At 34.3% G+C, this 20824-nt stretch carries 16 protein-coding genes and 1 tRNA gene; 5 read left to right on the top strand and 12 right to left on the bottom strand.

All coding sequences use genetic code 11. From position 1 onward, the window contains the following. Window positions 1-987: 987 nt before the first annotated feature. The 11 genes from Sarmat_RS00490 to Sarmat_RS00440 form a co-directional block, all read right to left on the bottom strand. On the bottom strand, window positions 988-2724 hold the full coding sequence (locus Sarmat_RS00490) for an ABC transporter permease (RefSeq protein WP_202148899.1): 1737 nt from the start codon (window positions 2722-2724) through the stop codon (window positions 988-990). A gap of 164 nt (window positions 2725-2888) precedes the next feature. Beyond that, window positions 2889-2978 (bottom strand) — tRNA-Ser (locus tag Sarmat_RS00485). A gap of 128 nt (window positions 2979-3106) precedes the next feature. Next, on the bottom strand, window positions 3107-3832 hold the full coding sequence (locus Sarmat_RS00480) for a Bax inhibitor-1/YccA family protein (RefSeq protein WP_202148898.1): 726 nt from the start codon (window positions 3830-3832) through the stop codon (window positions 3107-3109). A 274-nt stretch (window positions 3833-4106) separates the two neighbouring features. Beyond that, window positions 4107-5561 carry a peptide MFS transporter gene (locus Sarmat_RS00475; protein ID WP_202148897.1) on the bottom strand — a complete coding sequence of 485 codons (1455 nt, stop codon included), beginning with the start codon at window positions 5559-5561 and terminating at the stop codon, window positions 4107-4109. Window positions 5562-6376: 815 nt separating this feature from the next. After that, entirely contained in the window at window positions 6377-7048 is a 672-nt protein-coding gene (locus Sarmat_RS00470) for a CADD family putative folate metabolism protein (protein WP_202148896.1), read from the bottom strand. Between the two features lie 204 nt (window positions 7049-7252). Beyond that, complete coding sequence (locus Sarmat_RS00465) at window positions 7253-8773, bottom strand: Npt1/Npt2 family nucleotide transporter (RefSeq protein ID WP_202148895.1); 1521 nt, start codon at window positions 8771-8773, stop codon at window positions 7253-7255. Between the two features lie 54 nt (window positions 8774-8827). Next, entirely contained in the window at window positions 8828-9136 is a 309-nt protein-coding gene (gene rpsO / locus Sarmat_RS00460) for a 30S ribosomal protein S15 (protein WP_202148894.1), read from the bottom strand. Further along, the gene (truB, locus tag Sarmat_RS00455) at window positions 9108-10034 is read right to left on the bottom strand and encodes a tRNA pseudouridine(55) synthase TruB (protein ID WP_202148893.1); all 927 of its coding nucleotides are present in this window, start codon (window positions 10032-10034) and stop codon (window positions 9108-9110) included. Before truB ends, rpsO begins: the two co-directional genes overlap by 29 nt. A gap of 42 nt (window positions 10035-10076) precedes the next feature. Then, window positions 10077-11744 carry an energy-dependent translational throttle protein EttA gene (ettA, locus tag Sarmat_RS00450; RefSeq protein WP_202148892.1) on the bottom strand — a complete coding sequence of 556 codons (1668 nt, stop codon included), beginning with the start codon at window positions 11742-11744 and terminating at the stop codon, window positions 10077-10079. 196 nt (window positions 11745-11940) lie between these two features. Beyond that, window positions 11941-12942: a ribonucleotide-diphosphate reductase subunit beta gene (locus tag Sarmat_RS00445; RefSeq protein ID WP_202148891.1), complete on the bottom strand. Its 1002-nt coding sequence runs from the start codon at window positions 12940-12942 to the stop codon at window positions 11941-11943. Window positions 12943-12991: 49 nt separating this feature from the next. Beyond that, a complete protein-coding gene (locus Sarmat_RS00440) occupies window positions 12992-14383 on the bottom strand; it encodes a class I SAM-dependent methyltransferase (RefSeq protein WP_202148890.1) in 1392 nt (463 codons plus the stop codon). A gap of 705 nt (window positions 14384-15088) precedes the next feature. Here Sarmat_RS00440 and Sarmat_RS00435 point away from each other — a divergent pair. The 5 genes from Sarmat_RS00435 to lspA all read left to right on the top strand — a co-directional run bounded on the left by Sarmat_RS00435 (window position 15089) and on the right by lspA (window position 20032). Beyond that, the gene (locus Sarmat_RS00435; RefSeq protein WP_202148889.1) at window positions 15089-16651 is read left to right on the top strand and encodes a leucyl aminopeptidase; all 1563 of its coding nucleotides are present in this window, start codon (window positions 15089-15091) and stop codon (window positions 16649-16651) included. A gap of 111 nt (window positions 16652-16762) precedes the next feature. Further along, complete coding sequence (locus tag Sarmat_RS00430; protein WP_202148888.1) at window positions 16763-17536, top strand: division plane positioning ATPase MipZ; 774 nt, start codon at window positions 16763-16765, stop codon at window positions 17534-17536. A gap of 129 nt (window positions 17537-17665) precedes the next feature. Next, the gene (locus Sarmat_RS00425) at window positions 17666-18142 is read left to right on the top strand and encodes a hypothetical protein (RefSeq protein ID WP_202148887.1); all 477 of its coding nucleotides are present in this window, start codon (window positions 17666-17668) and stop codon (window positions 18140-18142) included. 8 nt (window positions 18143-18150) lie between these two features. Next, a complete protein-coding gene (gene ffh, locus Sarmat_RS00420; RefSeq protein WP_202148886.1) occupies window positions 18151-19494 on the top strand; it encodes a signal recognition particle protein in 1344 nt (447 codons plus the stop codon). A gap of 55 nt (window positions 19495-19549) precedes the next feature. After that, window positions 19550-20032, top strand: coding sequence for a signal peptidase II (lspA, locus tag Sarmat_RS00415; protein ID WP_202148885.1), 483 nt, complete (start codon window positions 19550-19552; stop codon window positions 20030-20032). Between the two features lie 44 nt (window positions 20033-20076). Here lspA and Sarmat_RS00410 read toward each other — a convergent pair whose 3' ends face one another. After that, on the bottom strand, window positions 20077-20775 hold the full coding sequence (locus Sarmat_RS00410) for a hypothetical protein (protein ID WP_202148884.1): 699 nt from the start codon (window positions 20773-20775) through the stop codon (window positions 20077-20079). Between the last annotated feature and the right edge of the window lie 49 nt (window positions 20776-20824).

Raw genomic sequence — 20824 nt, 5'->3', positions numbered from 1 at the left:
AAAATATACCATCCCATAAACGTCTGGCATCCCTAGGGGGCGGCCTGCCTTGTTTCCCCCTTCTTTTGTAAATTATCTTTTCGACTACGGCCCATTCTTCATCTGTTAAATCACTCGTATAGCTCGTTGACATCTCATATCCTCCCTTTGATGCCAATCATAACGATGTCCCTCCAATACTTCAACCTTTTGCGTGACTGGTTCTCACATCAAAGATCTTGAAAGATTAGCAAAATTGCTTGCAGTTTTAACAATTGGATTTGTATTTACCGTAAAATTTGGGGTAATAAAAAATTTAGTAAAACCAATTAAAATTAAAAATCATAATCGTAGGTTATTTTCTATATTTTCATATAGACTTACTTTTTTAAGAAAAATATTAATGCAATCAAAATTCATCGAAATTTTTGATTTTTTCCTCAGATCTATTATGTCTAACAATCCTTTAAATTCAAAGCTTAAGCAACTATGTGCCCGGTACTAAGCATTTTTCCTTTCATTATAACAAAAAATTATATCTAATTCAACCTAAATTACTATATCGCATGCTCCACACGATGGTCAAGCTGATACCAATAAATCGGTACGAAAATCTTACCAAAAACTATCACCAAGAATAATATATTATACTCAAAATGAACTTTGCGATTGCATCGTAGTTAAAAGGTTAATCTTTAAGAAACCTATATGTTCTCTGGATTTTAGAACTATGCTTAGCGTTACCCCTATGCCAAGAGCCATATTTTTGGTGCTAACTGGACAATTTTCAATTCAGCTAATTATCATTCCGACAAAACATTCTATCCTTGATTTTTTCCAAGAAAGGTTTAATGTAAGCACTTGAAGTAGTAAAGTAGTATATTATACATCATCAGAAAATACATCCTTATACTACTTCAATCTCCTATATTCAAGCCGCTTCTACTACCTCTCACTACATAAATTGTAAGGCACTATGCTCGTATCTCTCAACATATAAAATCAACCCTAATCTTTAAACAAATATTTAAAATACAAAGGTTTCCAAACGCAGCGATTAATCGTTACAACAAAAAGAGACATAAACGCTATACCTAAAGCTAATCTCTCAAAATCTCCATCTATAGTCATGTGCGTAATATAAGCCCCTATGCCTGTCGCCTCCACTATCTGATCTTTAAAATTAACATATTCTGCTACAATACTAGCATTCCACGCACCACCAGCGGCAGCAATCAACCCTACTATAAACTGAGGCATAACCTGAGGCAGCGCAACTTTCCTCCACCACAATAACCCGCGAATCTTAAAAATATCACTCGCCTCCTTTAACTCTTTAGGTAGGGCTTTTATGCCAGCTATCACATTAAACAAAATATACCATTGCGCCCCCATAATCATTAAAAAACTTAAAAATATGTTAGTGTTTAAATGATATTTATTAATCATAATCACCGTCAATGGAAAAAGAATATTCACTGGAAAGGCTGCTAAAAATTGAGATAAGGTTTGAGCTATAGCGGAGTATTTTGCGCTTAAACCAATCCAAACACCTATAGGCAGCCAGATGAACGAAGCAAGTATCAGCAACAATATAATTCGAAGTAGCGTGATGCAGTTTAATATCAAAACTTGCATAATATCCGTAGTAGAAAAACGCAAGAAAAACGTAAAAAAATAATAAATCAAATAGACCCCTCCTAGCGCAATCAAAGCATACCAAATATAGTCTACACACTTGCTTTCCTTTTCACCATTCTGATTCGTATTATAAGTAACACCTCCATAATAAATACATTTAGCAAACACAAACTTCCTAGCATAGCAGGAAATTTTACGCCTCACATTCTTATTAAAAATCGTGGATTGCAACAACTCACTCACCCAAGGCTTGGTTTCTGGAGATTCATTAGAACGAGAAAATTTCTGAGCAAAAAAACGTAGTGGCCTAATTAATAATTGATCATAAGCCAAAATCACCCCACACATCGCTAACACTGCATATAATATCGCCCCACTATCACCAACATCTAGAGCTGCAGCAATATAAGATCCTATACCAGGCAATCTAAAACTATCCCCTGCTATTTCAATCGACTCGGCAGCAACCACAAAAAACCACCCACTAGATAATGAAACGGTGATGTTAAAAACAGCGTCTGGCACAGCATAAGGCAACTCTAACTTCCAAAATTTTTGCCACTTCGATAGTTTAAGTATTTTGCTACATTCTATTAAATCTATAGGGATGGTTTTAAAAGAATTATACATGCTGTATGTAATGTTCCATACCTGAGAAGTAAAAATTGCAAATATGCTAGCCATTTCAATAGACAGCATGCTTTGTGAAAAAAGAGATAGGCAAGCAGAAACAGCGAATGTAGTATAACCCAAAATCGGTACAGACTGGAGTATATCTAATAGCGGAATAAGTATCATTTCCATCCTTTTGCTTTTCGCTGCAACCAAAGCATACAACAGGCTAAAAATCAACGAACTCACCATCGCTATAAACATCCTAGAAAAAGTCTTAAAGGAGTATACAAAAAGGTGATAAAAATCAAAAAAAATTGGGGTTTCTTTCAGGACATAAATTTGTTTGTTGCTTTCTATCAAAAAAGCACCAGTAGCTAAGAAAAAAACAGATAAGAGAGAGAAGGAGAGCGCATACAATACAAAGGTTTTATATCGACTTACATCAAAACTTGATCCTGCATCGTTCTGATATTTAAAAGCATTATACATCCTTCGCACCCACTAATAACGTTTAAAAACATAAAGCACACTCATTTTTCAGGGGGGGTGAGCAAATGAGTTTAAAGAATTTAAGCAATGAGAATAAAAGTTTTTAGATTCAAAAAAGAATCTGCAAGAAGTGGCGGAAGAATTTTTGAGAATAAAAAAAGAAGTGGCGGGCAAGGTGGGATTCGAACCCACGGTACGCTCGCACGTACGCTGGTTTTCAAGACCAGTTCTTTAAACCGCTCAGACACCTGCCCATTTTTTTAACTCCCCAAAAGAGACGAAGCAAAAAACTTATAGTTACAATTTCTACAGGCTCCAACACACGCATTCGCAAAGTTTCCATCAAACCCATGCCACATCTAGACTTATAAAAGTCTAAAACCTAATCTCTCCTATTTCCAACAAACCTCAAGATATATATAAAGAGATTTATTAGATCAAGATACAGAGTAAAAGCACCCAAAATAGCAACCTTCTGCAAAGAAGGATTATGGCGATTTTGAAGATAAACCTCCTTCAATTTTTGCGTGTCAAAGGCAATTAAACCAGTAAAAATACCAACGCTCAACAAAGATATAGCAAAATTTAAACCCGAACTCTTTAAAAAGATATTCATTAAAGATGCTATAATCACGCCAAGCAGTCCCATAGTAACAAAAGATCCAAAAGATGTCAAATCCCTTTTAGTAGAATATCCATAAATACTCATCGCACCAAACACTGCTGCCGTAATAAAGAAAGACCTAGCTATAGACTGCATGGTGTATACAAAGCATACAGAAGATAGCGACACGCCAGTGAGAGCTGCATAAACCCAAAACAGCATCATAGCCTTTCGGGTATTTACTTTGTTTATACCCCAAAACAAATAAAACGCTATCCCTACTGGAGCAATGGCGATTAGAGTACCCAACCCACTTAAACCATAAAACTGGCCATCTTGAATATTAAAAACAAGATAGGACAAAGGAGAAGCTACTGCTAAAACAGCAGATAACCCAGTTATCACCAATGCTACAAACATATAGTTGTATATAGCGAGCATGTAAGCGCGCAAACCCGCATCGTATGTAGCATTAGATGAGGCGTGTATTTTTGTGAAATTCATATACTAAACTTACCTATTTATATAATGTATTAGAATATCAAGGCATACTTCTTGCGCAAAACAAAAGATAATATCAAAACAACCCTTTTGCCTTAGCCTACAAAAGGCCAAACGAACAAAGAGAGTCTTTTTATAACAGAGCAAACTCTGTAGAACATATCTATCTTGAGAAAGTACAACCTCTCAATATTATATAATAGTATCTATATCACCTAATTACAATGTTTAATCTTAAATTTTTATTTAACACAACTCAAACAAAAAATATATGATACTAATTATTTACAATAGCTTTGTTTATAAATCGATAAAACACTAGATACAACACAAATATACCAAACGTCGCCAAAGTAATCTGAAAAAAACCATGTTGATATATCAACAAAGATTCTGCACTCTGAGTGTTGCTTGGTATACTCACTAACTTTGCTAGCGGTATCCCTAATAAGTTAGAAAATGCTAAGGAAAGAGTAAAAATACCCATAATAAAACCTTTAATGTGGTATGGCGCTAATGCAGTAATCTGTGATTGCATTATAGACACAGAACATAATTCACCAAAACCCAAAAGAAACATAGAAAGTAATAGATATCCATATCCCACAACGCTATTATTGCTAGCAAAAAGGCAGCCTATATATAATGCCAAACACGATAAGCTCAAACACAACAAGCCAATAGAAATCATAAAACTAGTTCTCTTTTTCTCAAACTTAAAACAACTACCCATCAATGCACCAAAAAGCAATATAGATAATGGGTTAAGACCTTGAGAAACAGCTGCTGGTATAAAAATACCAAATACTTCCTTCGAGACATGTCTTTCTGTAAATAAGTTAATAAACGAACCCGTCTGCATTTCTACAGCAAAAAACGACATCACAAAAAAGATCAAAATAGAAATTGCTATCAAATTACTACGCTCTTCTGCTTTAGAGCGCACTATAACGCTTAAATATACACAAAACACCGTCACCCCAGCAAATGTTAAAGTACGCACAAAGGTTTCGTGGAAAATAAGCATGAGAGTTGAGGCGCAACCCAAAGCTAGCACCAACAAAGAAGTCCAAACGATGAGGTTAATTCCTAATATTTTTTTTGTTACCTTAGGGGTTTTAGTATGAGTATAACCATCTAAAATATTCTTAAATCTAAAGAAAACTATCATACCCATCACCATACCAACGCCAGCCGTACCAAAACCATAATGCCATCCAAACGCATGCGCCATATAACCACAAGTTATGGAACCCATAAGCGCACCTAAATTCACTCCTACATAAAATAAAGTGAAACCTCTGTCACGCTCCGGATCACCTTTGGCATAACAATCGCCCAACAAGGTGGTGATGTTACCCTTAAAAAAAGCGGTGCCTGCAGCTAATACACCTAAACCCAAATATATTAACCGGTCTTCCATTCCGGTGAATGCGAGAATGAGGTGGCCCAAAATCATAACCGCACCACCAATACTCACCATATTTTTAAAACCCAAAAATTTATCAGCTAAAAAACCAGCTATCACCGGTAGAGAATAACCTATAGCGGCAAAGAGTGCGTAGATATGGTTAGCGTTATCGTCGTCTAGTTTTAACTGCGATGTGAGAAACAGCACTAACAAAGCTCTCATGCCATAATAGCTAAATCTCTCCCACATTTCAACAAAAAATAATAGCGTTAAAAAACCAGGCAATCGCCTATTTTTTTCTAAAGAAAGAGTATTTTGCATAATTTTATTTTTTTATATTAATTATTATGTAATTTTTTTAATGTGTTAAATGTTTCATACTTAATGTTTTTTATAGATTATATTGTTTTTAGATTACTTATTCAAAAAACTTCAAAAAACTAGTTTAAAAACTCGTTTATACAAACAGATAAACTTAAGGAGGTTTAGAAAGCAAAAAAATCTTAACGCCACCAAGTAACACTACTACTCTTAAACAAAAGAGTTCTTAAGAAGTGTTGACCTATAAAAACGTACAAAAAAGTCAAAAAATACGCAAATATTTTAACAGACAGATATATTTGTTTAAAAACAAAAGCGTTTGTCAACCACCTAATAGTTCAACCCGAATAATTCAGCGGAACGAAATAATCTAAAAGATAATCTAAAACAGGTTAAATAAAAAACTTTATTTTTCTACCAAGAACAAGAAATGCAGCGAATATAATGATGATGAATCAGAGAAGCTGAAATAAAAAACATGGAAATAAAAGAGATGGGGGAATGAGAGAAGGGAAATGACAATAAGCTAACTTCACGCCGAGTTGAACCAAGCGTGTTAGTTAATAAATTTAATTTTAACTGTCCAAATAAAAACATAAAAAACCTCTAAGTATATTCCTAAAACTAGATTCTACATATAACCTAAGTTGTTAAGTACCTCTGAAATAAAAATAAAATAAACACCTACCCACTAAACCGAGTGGGTAATGGGATAAGTTCCATGGTAACCCAAAATCAGTATCTTGTCAAGCCGGGAAGCTTCGCGCAATTTCAAAGCAACCTTGGCGACAACTTCAAAAAAACAATTTCAAAATTCAATTTATACTACAAGTAACACAACGCGCATCCAACATACCATCCAAAAACTGCCAAAGCAATTTAGCGCCACTTAACGCCCCATGACGCACTTTTTGAAAATCAACCTCGTTCGTATCTTTTATTAATTTCACGAGAGCTTGGGTGTGAAATTTATCAAATTTAGCGTGAACATCAAAAAACTCTAGGGTTTTAGCATCATTGATAGCGTAATTATTAGTTAATCCGTCCATTTTAGACTCAGAAACATCAGCTGTTTGTCTCTCATAAGAATAAAGAGCGCCTAAGCCAGTATGATAATCTGTTTTTGTTAATTCAAAAAAACCATCTACTAATTCCTTGGTAGCATCTATCTGCGGCTCCTCGTTATGCGCGCGGTCACCTTGCACCCCCTCTAAAAACCTCAGCCACAACTCTGGATGGTTTCCTTCGCCCTTTTCTTCATCTATCAAATTATCCAATAGCACCTGCCTAGCGCTAATATCTTTGCATAACGTATGAATCTGGCTAATATACCTAGGGAAAGCGGCGACATGATGATAATACTCTCTAGCATATAAAGATAAATCTTCGATGGTTAATTTGCCCTCGTTCCACTGTTGATAAAAAGGATGTTTTAACAAAAACCACTGCTCTAAGTCTTTATTCAAGTTATCTACTGTCAAACTCATAAAACTACCTACATTTATATTAAGACGCTATATAATGCGTTACATAATGATATAAACTAACAAAACCAGACACGTCAACAACAAAATTAACGCATCTGGTTTAGTTTTATTTTACAATATAATTGTTTGCACGATCATTTGTTTATCTCAGTTTAATTCAATATAATTTAATACAACCGTTAAATATTAATGAACAAATTTAAATTAAACACCTTTTTCTTCAGCTGACTGCATTTTAATTTTCTCTTCATATTTAATAGACAACGCAATAACCGCATAAATCCACACAACCACTATACCAAAGAAAATACATCCAAAATAAGGCGTAGCTTGAGAAAAACTCAAAGAAGGAGCTAGCAAGAAGAAAGTGGATGAGATTAACGCTCCACCAGATTTGCCAAGCCTACCACCTACTACTTCCACCGCGGCTTGCCCTTTGGTTTTTAAGTCAGTATCTAGTGGAATATAAGCCATATTTTTGGTTGAATCAAACAAAGAATACTTCACAGACTTACCAAGAACGTTTTGTATCATACCAACGCTCACAGCTATAGCTAATGGAGTGGATTGTAAGAAGGCCAAATAAGGAGATATTTCTTCTTCAAAGAAAATTAAATTAAAAAATATCATGCCAGTAACTAACATAATTAATGGAGTAACTAAAGCTGCCACTTTCCAAGGTAATTTTCTTAAAACATTGGCTCCTATTATCATGCATATAATAGAACCAAAACCTTGAAACATCTGGAACTTACCCATATACATGGTATATTCTTCGGCGTTAGGATATAAGGTTTTGATTTTATCTTTCCACACACCCTCAACCAGAATAATAGACACGCCATAAGCAACAACCAAAGCTGCTATTAAACCAAGATATGCAGAAGAGAAGATCATTTTAAAGCTTTCAATAAGAGAAAGTTTAACCTTTTTCTTCTTCCCTCCACCTTGCTGCTCTGGAGAGTAAAGTTTAGGATCTTTTAATACATTAGACTGCATCCAACTATAAATAAAAATCACTAACAAAGCGCTAATTATCACTACTATAATTAAAGGTAAAAATTTAATCTCCGGCGCAACAAACTGTCTGTTAGGATCTAAGAAGAAATTAATAACAGCTGATGTTACAAACAATGAGCAGTTTGCGAGCAGACCAAACATCGAATAAAATCTTTTCGCCTCATCTGTTCTCACGATCCTGTTAGCAAATTGCCAAAAAAGCAAACTCAGCATCATAGAACCCCAAAGCTCACTCATAACATAAAAGGTAGCCATACTCCACTTACCCCAAATACGAATAAACCATTGAAAGGTCTTATACTCCTTAGCGAGGCAGTCGATGCATTCTGGGTCAGGATGAACTAAAGTTTGGTTAGGGTAAAGAACAAACGCGAATAGCAAAAAATAACCTATAAAAAACCAAGTTATTGCATAAAAAACGTTTTTAGTGCTTAATACATCGCAAAGTTTAATATACAAAATCATTGCAATCATAGATGATGGAAACACTACATACATTTTTAAAAAACCCAAAGCCTCAGCACCAATACCGGTAACAATAAAACCATCTTTAATAGAGCGTAAGGTAGAATAGTTTAAAAGGATGCAAAACATCATAAGAGCCATAGGTAAAAACTTTTTGTGCTCATAACCTTCTATCGGCCAAAGCATACGCCTCCATTCCGAAAGCCCCGAGTTTTTCTTCTCTTTTGTATTACTAGTCATAATATTATATTTTATTTTATATATTTTTCAAATTACTTAATTATCTCTATTCAGTTATTTTTTCTTGTTATTAGCTTTGTCTTTTTTCACAGACTGCTTTCTCATACCTAATTTAGATATTAAATCTAAGTACCTACTAATTTCAGTTTGTTTTAGATAATTTAATAGTCGTCTTCTACGACCAACCAAAACCAACAAACCTCTAAGACATGCAAAATCTTTTTTGTTTTCTCTTAAATGTTGGCTAAGATTAGCTATTCTCTCTGTAAGAATAGCGCATTGCACCTCTGTGCTACCGGTGTTGCGGGCACCACCCCCATAAGCCATAACCAACTCAGCTTTCTTTTCTCGTGTAATCGACATCCAACGAATCCTCTTTTAAATTTAAATTATTATTAAAAACTTTTTTCGGTATAAACCTTTTGTCTTTCACCAATCCAATTGCCACTATTTTGCCATTGTATTTTACACAAACGGAATTATCATCACTACAAGGCGCGTCAATCGACGAACCATAAGCGATTTTTTGCGCATCACTTTCTGCGATAGAAAGCACCAAGATGTCGTCCAGCGCAAATTCTAAATTCAACAAATTAGATTTTAAATTAACTAAAGCAGAAGGATGTGGGCATTTGAATAAATCTAAAGACAAAGCGCTATTGGCGCAAAATTTGCCAACAGACAACCTTTCCAAGTCTATCACAAATCCTAAACTTTGCAAGCAGGAGGCCATTTGCTCTGCAAGAGAGCGTACGTATGTGCCTTTAGAACACTCCACTTCATAACTTGCCCACCCCTCACCGCAAGCCACAAGCTTAAGACAGTAGATGTGCACTTGCCTACTAGGCATTTCAAATTCTTGCTCTGATCTAGCTAGTTTATAAGCTCTTTGTCCATTAATTTTGATAGCGGAAAATTTAGAGGGGGTTTGAGTGATGGTGCCCAGAAATCTGTCGCACACTTTGCACATATCCTCATTGGAAGGAATAATGTTTGTAGTTTCTACATATTTACCAGCACTATCGCCAGTATCTGTGCAAGCGCCAAACTGCACAGTGAAAAAATATTTTTTACGTTGGTTAGATACTAAATCTACAAACTTAGTGGCATTACCAATAGCCACGGGCAGCACGCCATGAGCTTCTAGGTCAAGCGTACCACAATGCCCAATTTTATTAGGCCAAACAAGAGGTTTGAGAATCAACGTAGCTTTGCTAGAACTAATACCCTTGGGTTTGTATAAATTTATCCAACCTTCCATCTCTTAAAACCATGCGCAAACCAGCGAGGCGCGCCTTTGGTTTTATACTAGTTTTTTATGTTTATATTTTGGCATAGATGGGTCATAACCACAAAAGTTCTTCATATATTCTTGATAATCATGATAATTACCTTCAAACCAACTCACATCACCTTCTCCACTAAAAATAATCATATGAGTAGCAATTCTATCTAAAAACCATCTATCATGAGTAATCACCATTACGCAACCAGTAAAATTAAGAATGGCTTCTTCGAGCGCGCGCAGGGTATCGATATCAAGGTCATTAGAAGGTTCGTCAAGCAATAACACGTTAGCACCGCGTATTAATAACTTGGCCATATGCACCCTATTACGCTCTCCACCCGAAAGCACGCCAACTTTTTTCTGCTGATCTGCCCCCTTAAAATTAAAAGCTGCAACGTAAGCTCTACTTTTAATTGATCTATTATTAATATGAATCTCATCCATTCCAGAGGAGATTTCTTCCCAAACGGTTTTTTGGTCATCCAAAGCATCGCGTGATTGATCAACGTAACCTAGTTGCACGCTAGGGCCTATTGTCACTTTGCCGCTAGTAGGTTTTATTGTTTGATTTATTATACCAAACAAGGTGCTTTTGCCTGCACCGTTAGGGCCTATTATACCAACTATAGCTCCTTTTGGCACAATAAAACTCAAATCATAAAACAAAGTTTTCCCGTTAAACTCGTGTGACACGTTCTGAGCTTCTATCACAGAATCACCAAGGCGTGGGCCGTTAGGGATGATGATTTGCGCTGCGTCAACTACTTTATGCGCCTCTTGAGCAAGAAGCTCCTGATAAGCTTGCACCCTGGCCTTACTCTTAGCTTGTCGCGCCTTGGGAGACTGTCTAATCCACTCTAATTCTTGTTTAAGTTGCTTGCCACGAGCATCGTCTTCTTTAGCTTCTAATATTAACTTCTCTTGTTTTTGTTCAAGCCACGAAGAATAATTGCAATTCCAAGGCACAGCCTTGCCTCTGTCTAACTCCAAAATCCACTCTGCAACATTATCTAAAAAATACCTATCATGCGTAATACATATCACGCCACCTTTGTATTGTTTTAAAAAATTCTCTAACCAAGAAACAGATTCAGCGTCAAGATGGTTAGTTGGCTCATCTAACAACAAGATGTCATGCTTTTCCAACAAAATTTTGCACAAAGCCACTCTCCTCTTTTCGCCCCCTGATATATTTGTAACGCTAGCATCTTTTGGAGGGCAGCGCAGAGCTTCCATGGCTATATCTAACTCTCTTTCCAAGTTCCATGCATCGCACGCATCTATTTTCTCTTGAATCTCAGCTTGTTCAACAAGCAAACTATCCATTTCATCAACCGAAAGTTCTTCCATGAAACGCATACTAATTTGATTAAACCTATCCATTAAACCCTTTTTATCTTTCAGGCCATCCATGATGTTTTCAAACACATTTTTGTTATTATCCAACATAGGTTCTTGCGCCAAATAACCAACGCGCACGCCAGGGCTAGCAAAAGCTTCACCTTCATAGTTATTATCTAGGCCAGCGATGATTTTTAACAAAGTTGATTTTCCAGCTCCATTAGGACCAATTACACCTATTTTAGCTCCTGGTAAAAAAGAGAGCCAAGTTTCTTTTAAAATAACTTTGCCGTTGATGGTCTTGCTCAGACCTTTCATAACATAAGCATATTGATACGACATGTTTGTTTGCCTTGATAACTAATGATTTGTAATTATAATTAGAGAAAATAGAATCTTAGAATAATTAAACCCTAATTGATATGAATTTTTTAATCAAGAGAAGGAGTGAGTTAAGATTCATAAAAAAACATTAAGTATACAGTTTATAATGCTTAAAATGATTTTTGCTCTGTATTAGACAACTTTAAAAAGAGATTTAAGATAATTTAAGGTCTACTTTGTGCACTCTTTCAAACATCTCATCCCAACTTTCTTCATCTGAAAGATATTTGCTATATTCAGTAGCTCGATTTTCAAAAAAGTTAGTATGCTCTGGTGCATTAAGCATTTCGTTAAGCCAGTCTAGCGGGTGCTCATTAACGTGATATATAGGCTGTAAATCAAGTTGTTGCAACCTACGGTCTGCAATATAACGAATATACTGCTTCACATCCTGTGCAGCTAACCCCTCAACGTCACCAAGTCCAAAGGCTAAATCAATAAAAGCATCTTCAAACGTTACTATGCTACTACAAGCATGATATATCTGATCTTTTAGATCTTGGTCTAAAACTTCTGGATTCTCTTCTACAAAAGTCTTAAACAGTTTAATAATATACTCAGCATGCAAGCTTTCGTCGCGCACAGACCAGGTGATAATTTGCCCCATCCCTTTCATTTTACCAAACCTAGGAAAGTTAAGCAAAATCGCAAAGGAGGCAAAGAGCTGCAAACCTTCGGTAAAAGCACCAAACACGCTAAGGGTTAAGGCTATATCTTTTTTTGTATTAGTGTTAAAAATTTGCATGTAGTCGTATTTATCTTTCATCTCTTTATAAGATAAGAAAGCTTGATACTCCACTTCAGGCATTCCTACGGTATCTAGCAAGTATGCATAAGCTGCAATATGGATAGTTTCCATATTAGAAAAAGCAGAAAGCATCATTAGTATCTCTGTGGGTTTAAAAACCCTAGAGTAATGCTTCATATAACAATTATTCACTTCTATATCAGACTGAGTAAAGAAGCGAAAGATTTGAGTCAACAAATGTTTCTCGTTAGGTAAGAGGTTATGTTGCCAGTCTTTCACATCTTCACCAAGCGGCACCTCTTCAGGTATCCAATGCATTCTTTGTTGAATTAACCATGCATCATAAGCCCAAGGGTAAGTAAAAGGCTTATATATTGGAGTTGCCTGAAGCAAGGTGTTTTTAGACATAGAGTTATATTGTTGTTACGGTTATATATGAGATTTTGATAAGATTTGTTTATACCAAAACTCCTTGTTGGTTTTCAATTTTAGTTTGATTTTGGTATGAGTCAAACCTTTTCTGTTCTCTTTGCGCTAAATCTTGAGATAATGAAAATAATTGTTTAGCAGAGTCTTTGCTAGCAAGCAGTATGCAATGATTTTCTATAGCACTACCAAAAGCTTTCTCTAGATTTTCGCTAAAAACTTCCCATGACATCTCTGGTTTTATCTCTTTTCTAATCTCATCAAGAGAAATAAAGCTATTTTTATCAGCCTTATCTTTCAGATATCTTAATAGGTCTTTGGTAAAATCTGAATTCCAAACCTCACATCTACTACCAACAAAAGGAGTATTGAGTCTAACATAAACAAATTCTTGTTCTTGTTTTTCTAAAAAATCTAAAAGTCCAGAGAACATATTAGGAAAATAAGAAATAAAACACATATCTTCTTCTATTTTTGCAATAGAATCTGATTGTTTAGACACATAAAAATCATGCTTTATCACATCACCACGTAACAACTCACATATTTTCCATTGCTCTTCTTTGCTAGATGTGCTTTTAACCTTTTTTTGTAAATCAGGGTTCGTTATACAAATATCTATATTCATACTTTCTTTATTAGCGATAGAAAAATCTACAAAATACAAACCGGGTTTTTTTGCGAACTCCAACATCTGCTCTACCGTATAAGCCCGATCTTGAGCGTGTAAAAACATGTCGTATATTCCAATATCACCAAAATTAATAGGGTCACCATGTAAACAGTTGGTTTTGGCATAAATACAATTAGCTGGTAGAGAGTTTAATACGCTGCGAGCATTAAGAACTTTTTCTGATCTAGAGCTAGAGTCTTTATTAATTAATCTAAAAACCTCCTGTAAATGATAAACGCCAGTTCTTGCCACTGCACCATATATCATAAGATGCATGCCACCATCGTCCTTTAGGCTATCAGATAATATTTTTAAACCTAAATCTGGATCTTCTAGGTGGTGCAAAACACCTGTACAGTTTATAAAATCAAACTTACCAAGTTTTAAGTTTGGTATGTTGTATATCGAATCTTGAATAAAATTAATATTCTTTAAACCTTTAACTTCCGCTCTTTTTTTTGCTATTTCCATAGAAGTTGAAGAAAAGTCGATATAAGTAACAGACCCACCAAAACTTTCTGATATCAAAGAAAGATAAGTTGACGAATCGCCGGTACCACCACCCGCAACTAACACATTAAAATCTTTGTCAAACTTCTTTCTACCTTTATAAAGAAAATGATTCATTTCCATCAAACTCTCGCCTATTATGCTTAGAGTTCTCGTTTTTTCATCTTCAGGATTACGCATAGGGTACGGGTAGTCTACATAGTGATCTATCACTTCTTGTTTGTCTTCTTTTTTGGTCATAATAACTGCTTATAAAAATTTTTGAATAAACAAAATACAAAAAAATATTACAATCAAATACCATTCAATACAAGTGTTACAAAAACACTTAAATTCAACTTAAAAAACATAAAATAATAAAAGCTGTCAAAAAACCTTGAACAAGATGGCGTTTTTTATGAAGGTAAAACCTGTGGATAAAATTGTGGATTAATTATTTATATCTCTTAAAATCAAAAAATGCTTTATATACAATAAATCGTTATATACAGTTAAAAACTCACTATATATAGTAGTTATTTATTTTTGTTTTTGCTTCTAATTTAATTGTGGATTGTTTGTGATTTTACTAGCAAAAAACCCTTTTACATCCAAGTAGTTTTACACAAATATTCCTACATTTTATCAAAATGTTAGTAAAATTAACCACAATTGTGAATAACTATCTGAATATGGCTTTGTATTGTGCTTTCTATATGTGGATAAAATGTGGAGACTTGTATAATTAAACATTACTAACACATCTTTACTATTAAAGCCTTAAAATTTATCCTTCTTATAAGAAATACCATATCTATTCTTTTATCTAATTTTTTATTTTTGTTAAAATGTAAAACAGATATTTTTTGCTTGACTTAACTGTTGGCGGTTAGTAATATTGCTTTTTGTGTGTATAGTTTGGATTCTATAGCTGTTTAATCTTGCTAAATAAAAATAGGTAATTTTATGAATAAAACGGATCTAAGTTTCTTTTCTCATTCATCAAATGACGAAAAAATAAACAACTCTTTCAACCTCGAGATAAATTTTATAGAAAACACAAACAAAACTGAAACTGCCCATGTTTTGTTTTGTGATGAATCATTAAAAATTGAGAATCATCAACTTTCTAAAGAGTTACTAAAGCTAGTGGATGATTTTTTATTAGAAAAAAGATTTTGCGCAAAATTTGGAGAAGTAAAATGTCTGAATCTTCTTAGCGACGGTTTGCATCAAGAATTGATTTTAATTGGAATAGGGTGTTTGAATAAAATTACCAAAACAAAGGTAGAACAGATAGGAGGTGCGATTTTCAGTGCTATTAAATCAGCTAAGTTACAGCATGTTATTGTGCATAAACATCATAATATGTTGCTTGATCAAACAGAATTATCTGTTTTGCTGGCTAGCGGCATGAAGATGGCTGCTTATAAATTCGACAAATACTTTACAAAAAAAGAAGATGACAAGAAAGAGTCGGATCGTTCCTATTCCATAAATATCATTACCAACGATTTGGATAAGGCTAACAAGCATTGGGCGGAAAACTTACATGAGTTAGATGGTGTATTTTTGGCCAGAAACTTTGTGAGCGAACCACCTAATATGCTTTATCCAGAGTCTTATGCTCAAAAGATAGTAGAAGAGTTAGATGGGTATGAAGACATTGAAGTGGAGGTGTTGGGAGAAAGAGAGATGAAGAATCTTGGTATGGGCGCCATTCTTGGTGTTGGCCAAGGCTCCCAGAGAGAATCGAAGATGGTTATAATTAAATACAATGGCGACGGTCAAAACCCATACGTGTCTTTGGTTGGAAAAGGCGTTACCTTTGATAGTGGCGGCATATCGCTAAAACCTTCAGATGGCATGCAAGATATGAAGTATGATATGGCCGGCTCGGCTGCTGTTGTTGGGGCTATGAAAACTCTAGCGGCTAGAAAAGCTAAAGTTAATGTCGTAGGTGCTGTGGGTTTAGTAGAAAATATGCCTTCTGGCTCGGCTCAGAGACCCGCTGATGTGGTGTATTCTATGTCTGGTAAAACCGTGCAAGTAGACAACACCGACGCTGAAGGTAGATTGGTTTTAGCTGATGTTGTTTGGTATGTGCAAGAAAAATATAATCCTACTAAGTTAATTACTATAGCAACCCTTACTGGTGCCATAGTTGTGGCTTTAGGGCCAGTGTATAGCGGGTGTTTTTGTAAGGATGATGAGTTATTGAATCAAATAACCTTATCTGGCAAAGAGATAGACGAAGAAGTATGGCCTATGCCTCTGCATGATGCTTATCAAGAAGCTATTAAATCTGATATAGCTGACGTGAGAAATATTTCTAACATGAAAGGGGCGGGTAGTAGCACCGCAGCTCATTTTATAGGTAGTTTTATAAAAGAAAAAACAAAATGGGCTCATATAGACATAGCTGGCGTTGCCTGGAATTATAAAGGTTCTTTTGTTTGTCCTAAAGGTGCTACTGGTTACGGTGTGAGGTTGTTTAATAGATGGATTAAAAACTTTTACGAAAATTAAAAGATATTGTGTATTATACCTTTAAGGTGTAGATTTGAATCTGTGTTTAGATGTTTTAAACAATAATTTTTAAACAGTAGATTGTATAAGTAAAATACACTTAATAAGAGTATGAAAAAACCGAAAGTATTTGTTGTAGGTAACGAAAAAGGTGGCGCAGGTAAAACAACCTGCGCTATGCATCTTATAGCTGGTTTATTAGATAGAGGTTATAAGGTTTTAAGCATAGACGCTGACTCTAGACAAGCTTCCTTAACCTCTTATGTAAACAATAGAAAAAGCCAAACTGAAGTAAATCTACTTCATCCAATACATTTTCATATAGCAGAAAGTAGTCTTAAAGACGAAGAGTCTCAGATAGAAGAATACGAATCTAAACTTAGCGAAGCATTAAGTTACGAAGGTATAGATTATGTAGTAATAGACACTCCTGGTAGCTGCACTTTGCTTTCTAAAATATGCCATCAAGCTGCAGATACTATTCTCACTCCTTTAAATGATAGTTTTGTAGATTTAGATGTGATAGCTAAATTTGATCCTAAAACTTTAAATGTTATAAAACCTTCTATATATAGCCAAATGGTGTGGGAACAGAAGTTGATGAAAGCTAAAAAAAACAGCGGGTCCATTAAATGGATGGTTTTTAGAAACAGATTAAGTAACACGGATGCTATAAACAAAAGAAGAGTGTCACAGGCCCTAGAGTCTTTGTCTAAGAGGATAGATTTTCAGATTATATCTGGTTTTAGTGAGAGAGTGGCTTTTAGAGAGTTATTTGTAAGAGGTATGACTCTTTTGGATGCAAGTAAAGAAAACAAAATCCTTAACTCCTCTAGTCTTTTGGCGAAGCAAGAAGTTAGATCTTTTTTAAATTATTTGTTATAACTAATTATAACCAAATATTTATTTTTATTTATAGATATATTCAGAGACATTTTACTCAAATAAAACTGTCAAACACACTAGAGTTAACAAAGAAGGTGAAAGTGTAGAGATGAAAAAACAAAAACAGAAATGAAAAGAAAATTTTACTTTGATAACAATACTCTTAATAAAGGATACAAACAACATAAAGACTCATCTTTAGATAGTAGAAAAAGACCCGAAAGACGCATAGATCATATACTTCCTCCTATTGAAGTGATAGATAAGTATGAAGAGTTTTACCCAGGAACTCTTAAGTCTTTAATAGAGGTTCTTGATAGAGAACAAAAAAGCAAACATGAGATAGAAATAATAAAGCACAAAAAAGCAAAATTTCTGTATATACTCATTTCTTTTGTTGTAATAACTGTTAGTATTATATTTTGCTTCTCTGCTATTTATTTAACTTATATTAGCAAAAATGTTGCTATAGCTTTTTTAAGTACAATCATCGCTCTTTCAGTGTTATCATGCGTTATTTTGCGTAGAAAATTTTTGAAATCTTTCAATAACAAAAGAAATAACAGATATCATTTTCGCCATTCAACAAAGAACAACAAACGTTAGTTAATTTTATGTTTGAAACTCTAACAAAAAACCTTAGCGCTATTTTTAACAAAATATCTAGTGGCGGTAAGCTTTCAGAAAAACAGGTAGACCAAGTATTAGATCAAATTAAAATTGCATTGATAGAATCTGATGTGAATTTGAAAGTGGTAGAGAGTTTTGTTTCTCAGGTTAGAGATGATGCTGTAGGTTTAAAGGTTGTAGACTCAGTCTCCCCTCATCAAATGATGATTAAGATTGTGTATGATCAGATAGTTAAAAGTTTAAAAAAAGAGAACCACGAAATAAAGATAACTCAAAACAAACCTCTGTCCATCATGATGGTTGGTTTGCAAGGGTCTGGAAAAACAACCGCTTGTGCTAAGATAGCTAATTATTTTAAAGACAAAAAAACTCTTTTGGTTTCTTTAGATACATATAGACCAGCTGCTCAAGAACAATTAAAAATTTTAGCTCAAACATTGCAGTGTGAATCTCTAGATATAGTAGCTGAAGAGAATCCTGAACAGATAGCGCGTAGAGCTATAGATTTTGCTAACAAAAGTGGTTTTGAATTAATAATTTATGATACCGCTGGTAGGTTACAGATAGATGCAAAAATGATGAGCGAAGCTTGTGAGTTACAGAATATGATAAAACCACAAGAGACTTTGCTTGTGATAGATTCTTTAATAGGGCAAGAAGGTTTGAATGTTGCTAGAGAGTTCGATAAAGCGCTAAAGTTAAGCGGGATGATTTTATCTAGAATAGATTCTGATAGCAAAGGTGGAGTTGCTTTGAGCGTGAGTGTTTTGAGTCATCCTATAAAATTTTTAAGCACCGGGGAAAAAGTTACTGATTTGGAGTTGTTTGATGCTCAGAGAATCGCTAATCGTATTTTAGATCAGGGTGACGTGGTGGCTTTTGTAGAAAAAGCGCAAGCTGTTGCTGAAGAGGTTGAAACAGAAAAGATAACAAAAAGGATTCAAAAAGGTAAATTTAATCTAAATGATTATTTGGTTATGATGTCTTCTATAGATAAAATGGGAGGAGTGATGGGTGTGGTTAGTTTTTTGCCAGGTATGAGTTCTGTTGCAGATAAGATAAAAGATAGTGGGAGCGATAATATTTTAAAGAAACATAAAGCTATTATTTTTTCTATGACACCCAAAGAAAGGAAAGATCCAGATTTGCTTAATGCTTCGCGCAAACAAAGAATTGCTAAAGGTTCTGGCACTACTGTTCAGGATATTAATTTGCTTATGAAACAATATGAAAAGATGAAAAGTGTTGTGAAACAAATGAAAGGTATGGACCCCATGAGTTTGTTGAGCGGTAAACTTGGAGGTGGTTTTAAGGGTTTGTTTAAATAGATTAAAAAATATATATAAATAAAACTTATATAAAAAAATTTTTATTAAACCCAAGATGTTATACAACAAAAAAATACATAACGCATTAATAATATTTGGTTGTGGCATCGATCAGTTGGCCAAAAATATTGTATCTCATCTTTTAATAACTAATAAACTAAGTTTGCACAGTGGTTTTTTAGATTTTGCTTATTCGTGGAATTATGGTATCAGTTTTGGATTATTTAAAGAGTACTATCAATATAGTAATTACGTTTTTTTTGTTATAGGCTGCGCTGTAGCTGTTTTTTTGCATATAAAGACTTTTTCAAAGCCAACTCTATCTTATGCGTTGGTGCTTGCTGGGGCTTATGGTAATTTGATAGATAGAGTGGTGAACGGGGCGGTTTTTGATTTTATCAGCGTTCATTTTTTAGATTTTTTTTATTTTCCTATTTTCAATTTTGCTGATGTTTTTATTTTCTTTGGAGTGTGTTTGATAGCTTATCAGAATTTTATACAACTTAAACCAAAGGTTGAATTAAAAAATAACAGTTAAGATGTTAAACTTAACTGCTATTCATTTAATTTTACTTAACTAGTTTACGAACATAACGAACGCGAAGAGTCGTAAGCAATATGACCTTCTAGCAAAAATTGATCATCTCGCATTTTAACTACCATATTCATTGCTTCGTTTTGATTATAATTTTGAAAAAACCTAATAATTTCTCCGTCAAGATTGGCTATGCCCTGATTGTTTTGTATAGCTGTTAGGCAATCATAAAATTCACTACCTCTATCGTAAAGCCAGTTTTGATATTGATTTATACGTTGCGCAGATTCTTCTATATTTGGGTTAGTTTGTTGTGCGCGACAGTAGAGGAAAAAATTACACCGAAAAGATTCGTATTGACTGCTAAAAAGAAAAGTATTGTCTATGTTAAAGTTGTTGGTAGATAAATATTCCTGTTTCAGTTTTTCCATATAATCAACGTTTTGTGGATGTAAAATTTTTGCAGCTTGAAATATAGCGATCGCTCCATTGTAATCCTTCGCGTTAACTAAGTTTTTTATATCTTCTTTAAAAGTAGAAGGATCGAGGTGTTGTATCTTCTTTTTTAGTATTTCTAGTATTCTTACTGCTTCATCAACAACAACGAATACTGTTTTTGCTAATGGATTTTGATTATTAGCTTTGTTTTGTTCGTATCTTGTTTTGTTAATATTGATATTATTGTTTTGATTAACGTTATTACCTTGATATTGGTGTTGGTTTATATTAACTGGATTAATTTGCATAAAAACCTATTAAATTGTGCGTCATCAAACGATGAATCATAACTTCTAT

The organism is Candidatus Sarmatiella mevalonica (assembly GCF_016751895.1).
Lineage (GTDB): Bacteria > Pseudomonadota > Alphaproteobacteria > Rickettsiales > Rickettsiaceae > Sarmatiella > Sarmatiella mevalonica.
The sequence above is the reverse complement of the archived record's forward strand: the minus strand, read 5'-3'. Positions and strand labels throughout refer to the sequence as shown.

Bases quoted from the DNA above. Each gene is read 5' to 3' on its own strand.
- Sarmat_RS00490 (WP_202148899.1), bottom strand. From the start codon at position 2,724: ATGTATAATGCTTTTAAATATCAGAACGATGCAGGATCAAGTTTTGAT.
- Sarmat_RS00480 (WP_202148898.1), bottom strand. From the start codon at position 3,832: ATGAATTTCACAAAAATACACGCCTCATCTAATGCTACATACGATGCG.
- Sarmat_RS00475 (WP_202148897.1), bottom strand. From the start codon at position 5,561: ATGCAAAATACTCTTTCTTTAGAAAAAAATAGGCGATTGCCTGGTTTT.
- Sarmat_RS00470 (WP_202148896.1), bottom strand. From the start codon at position 7,048: ATGAGTTTGACAGTAGATAACTTGAATAAAGACTTAGAGCAGTGGTTT.
- Sarmat_RS00465 (WP_202148895.1), bottom strand. From the start codon at position 8,773: ATGACTAGTAATACAAAAGAGAAGAAAAACTCGGGGCTTTCGGAATGG.
- rpsO (WP_202148894.1), bottom strand. From the start codon at position 9,136: ATGTCGATTACACGAGAAAAGAAAGCTGAGTTGGTTATGGCTTATGGG.
- truB (WP_202148893.1), bottom strand. From the start codon at position 10,034: ATGGAAGGTTGGATAAATTTATACAAACCCAAGGGTATTAGTTCTAGC.
- ettA (WP_202148892.1), bottom strand. From the start codon at position 11,744: ATGTCGTATCAATATGCTTATGTTATGAAAGGTCTGAGCAAGACCATC.
- Sarmat_RS00445 (WP_202148891.1), bottom strand. From the start codon at position 12,942: ATGTCTAAAAACACCTTGCTTCAGGCAACTCCAATATATAAGCCTTTT.
- Sarmat_RS00440 (WP_202148890.1), bottom strand. From the start codon at position 14,383: ATGACCAAAAAAGAAGACAAACAAGAAGTGATAGATCACTATGTAGAC.
- Sarmat_RS00435 (WP_202148889.1), top strand. From the start codon at position 15,089: ATGAATAAAACGGATCTAAGTTTCTTTTCTCATTCATCAAATGACGAA.
- Sarmat_RS00430 (WP_202148888.1), top strand. From the start codon at position 16,763: ATGAAAAAACCGAAAGTATTTGTTGTAGGTAACGAAAAAGGTGGCGCA.
- Sarmat_RS00425 (WP_202148887.1), top strand. From the start codon at position 17,666: ATGAAAAGAAAATTTTACTTTGATAACAATACTCTTAATAAAGGATAC.
- ffh (WP_202148886.1), top strand. From the start codon at position 18,151: ATGTTTGAAACTCTAACAAAAAACCTTAGCGCTATTTTTAACAAAATA.
- lspA (WP_202148885.1), top strand. From the start codon at position 19,550: ATGTTATACAACAAAAAAATACATAACGCATTAATAATATTTGGTTGT.
- Sarmat_RS00410 (WP_202148884.1), bottom strand. From the start codon at position 20,775: ATGCAAATTAATCCAGTTAATATAAACCAACACCAATATCAAGGTAAT.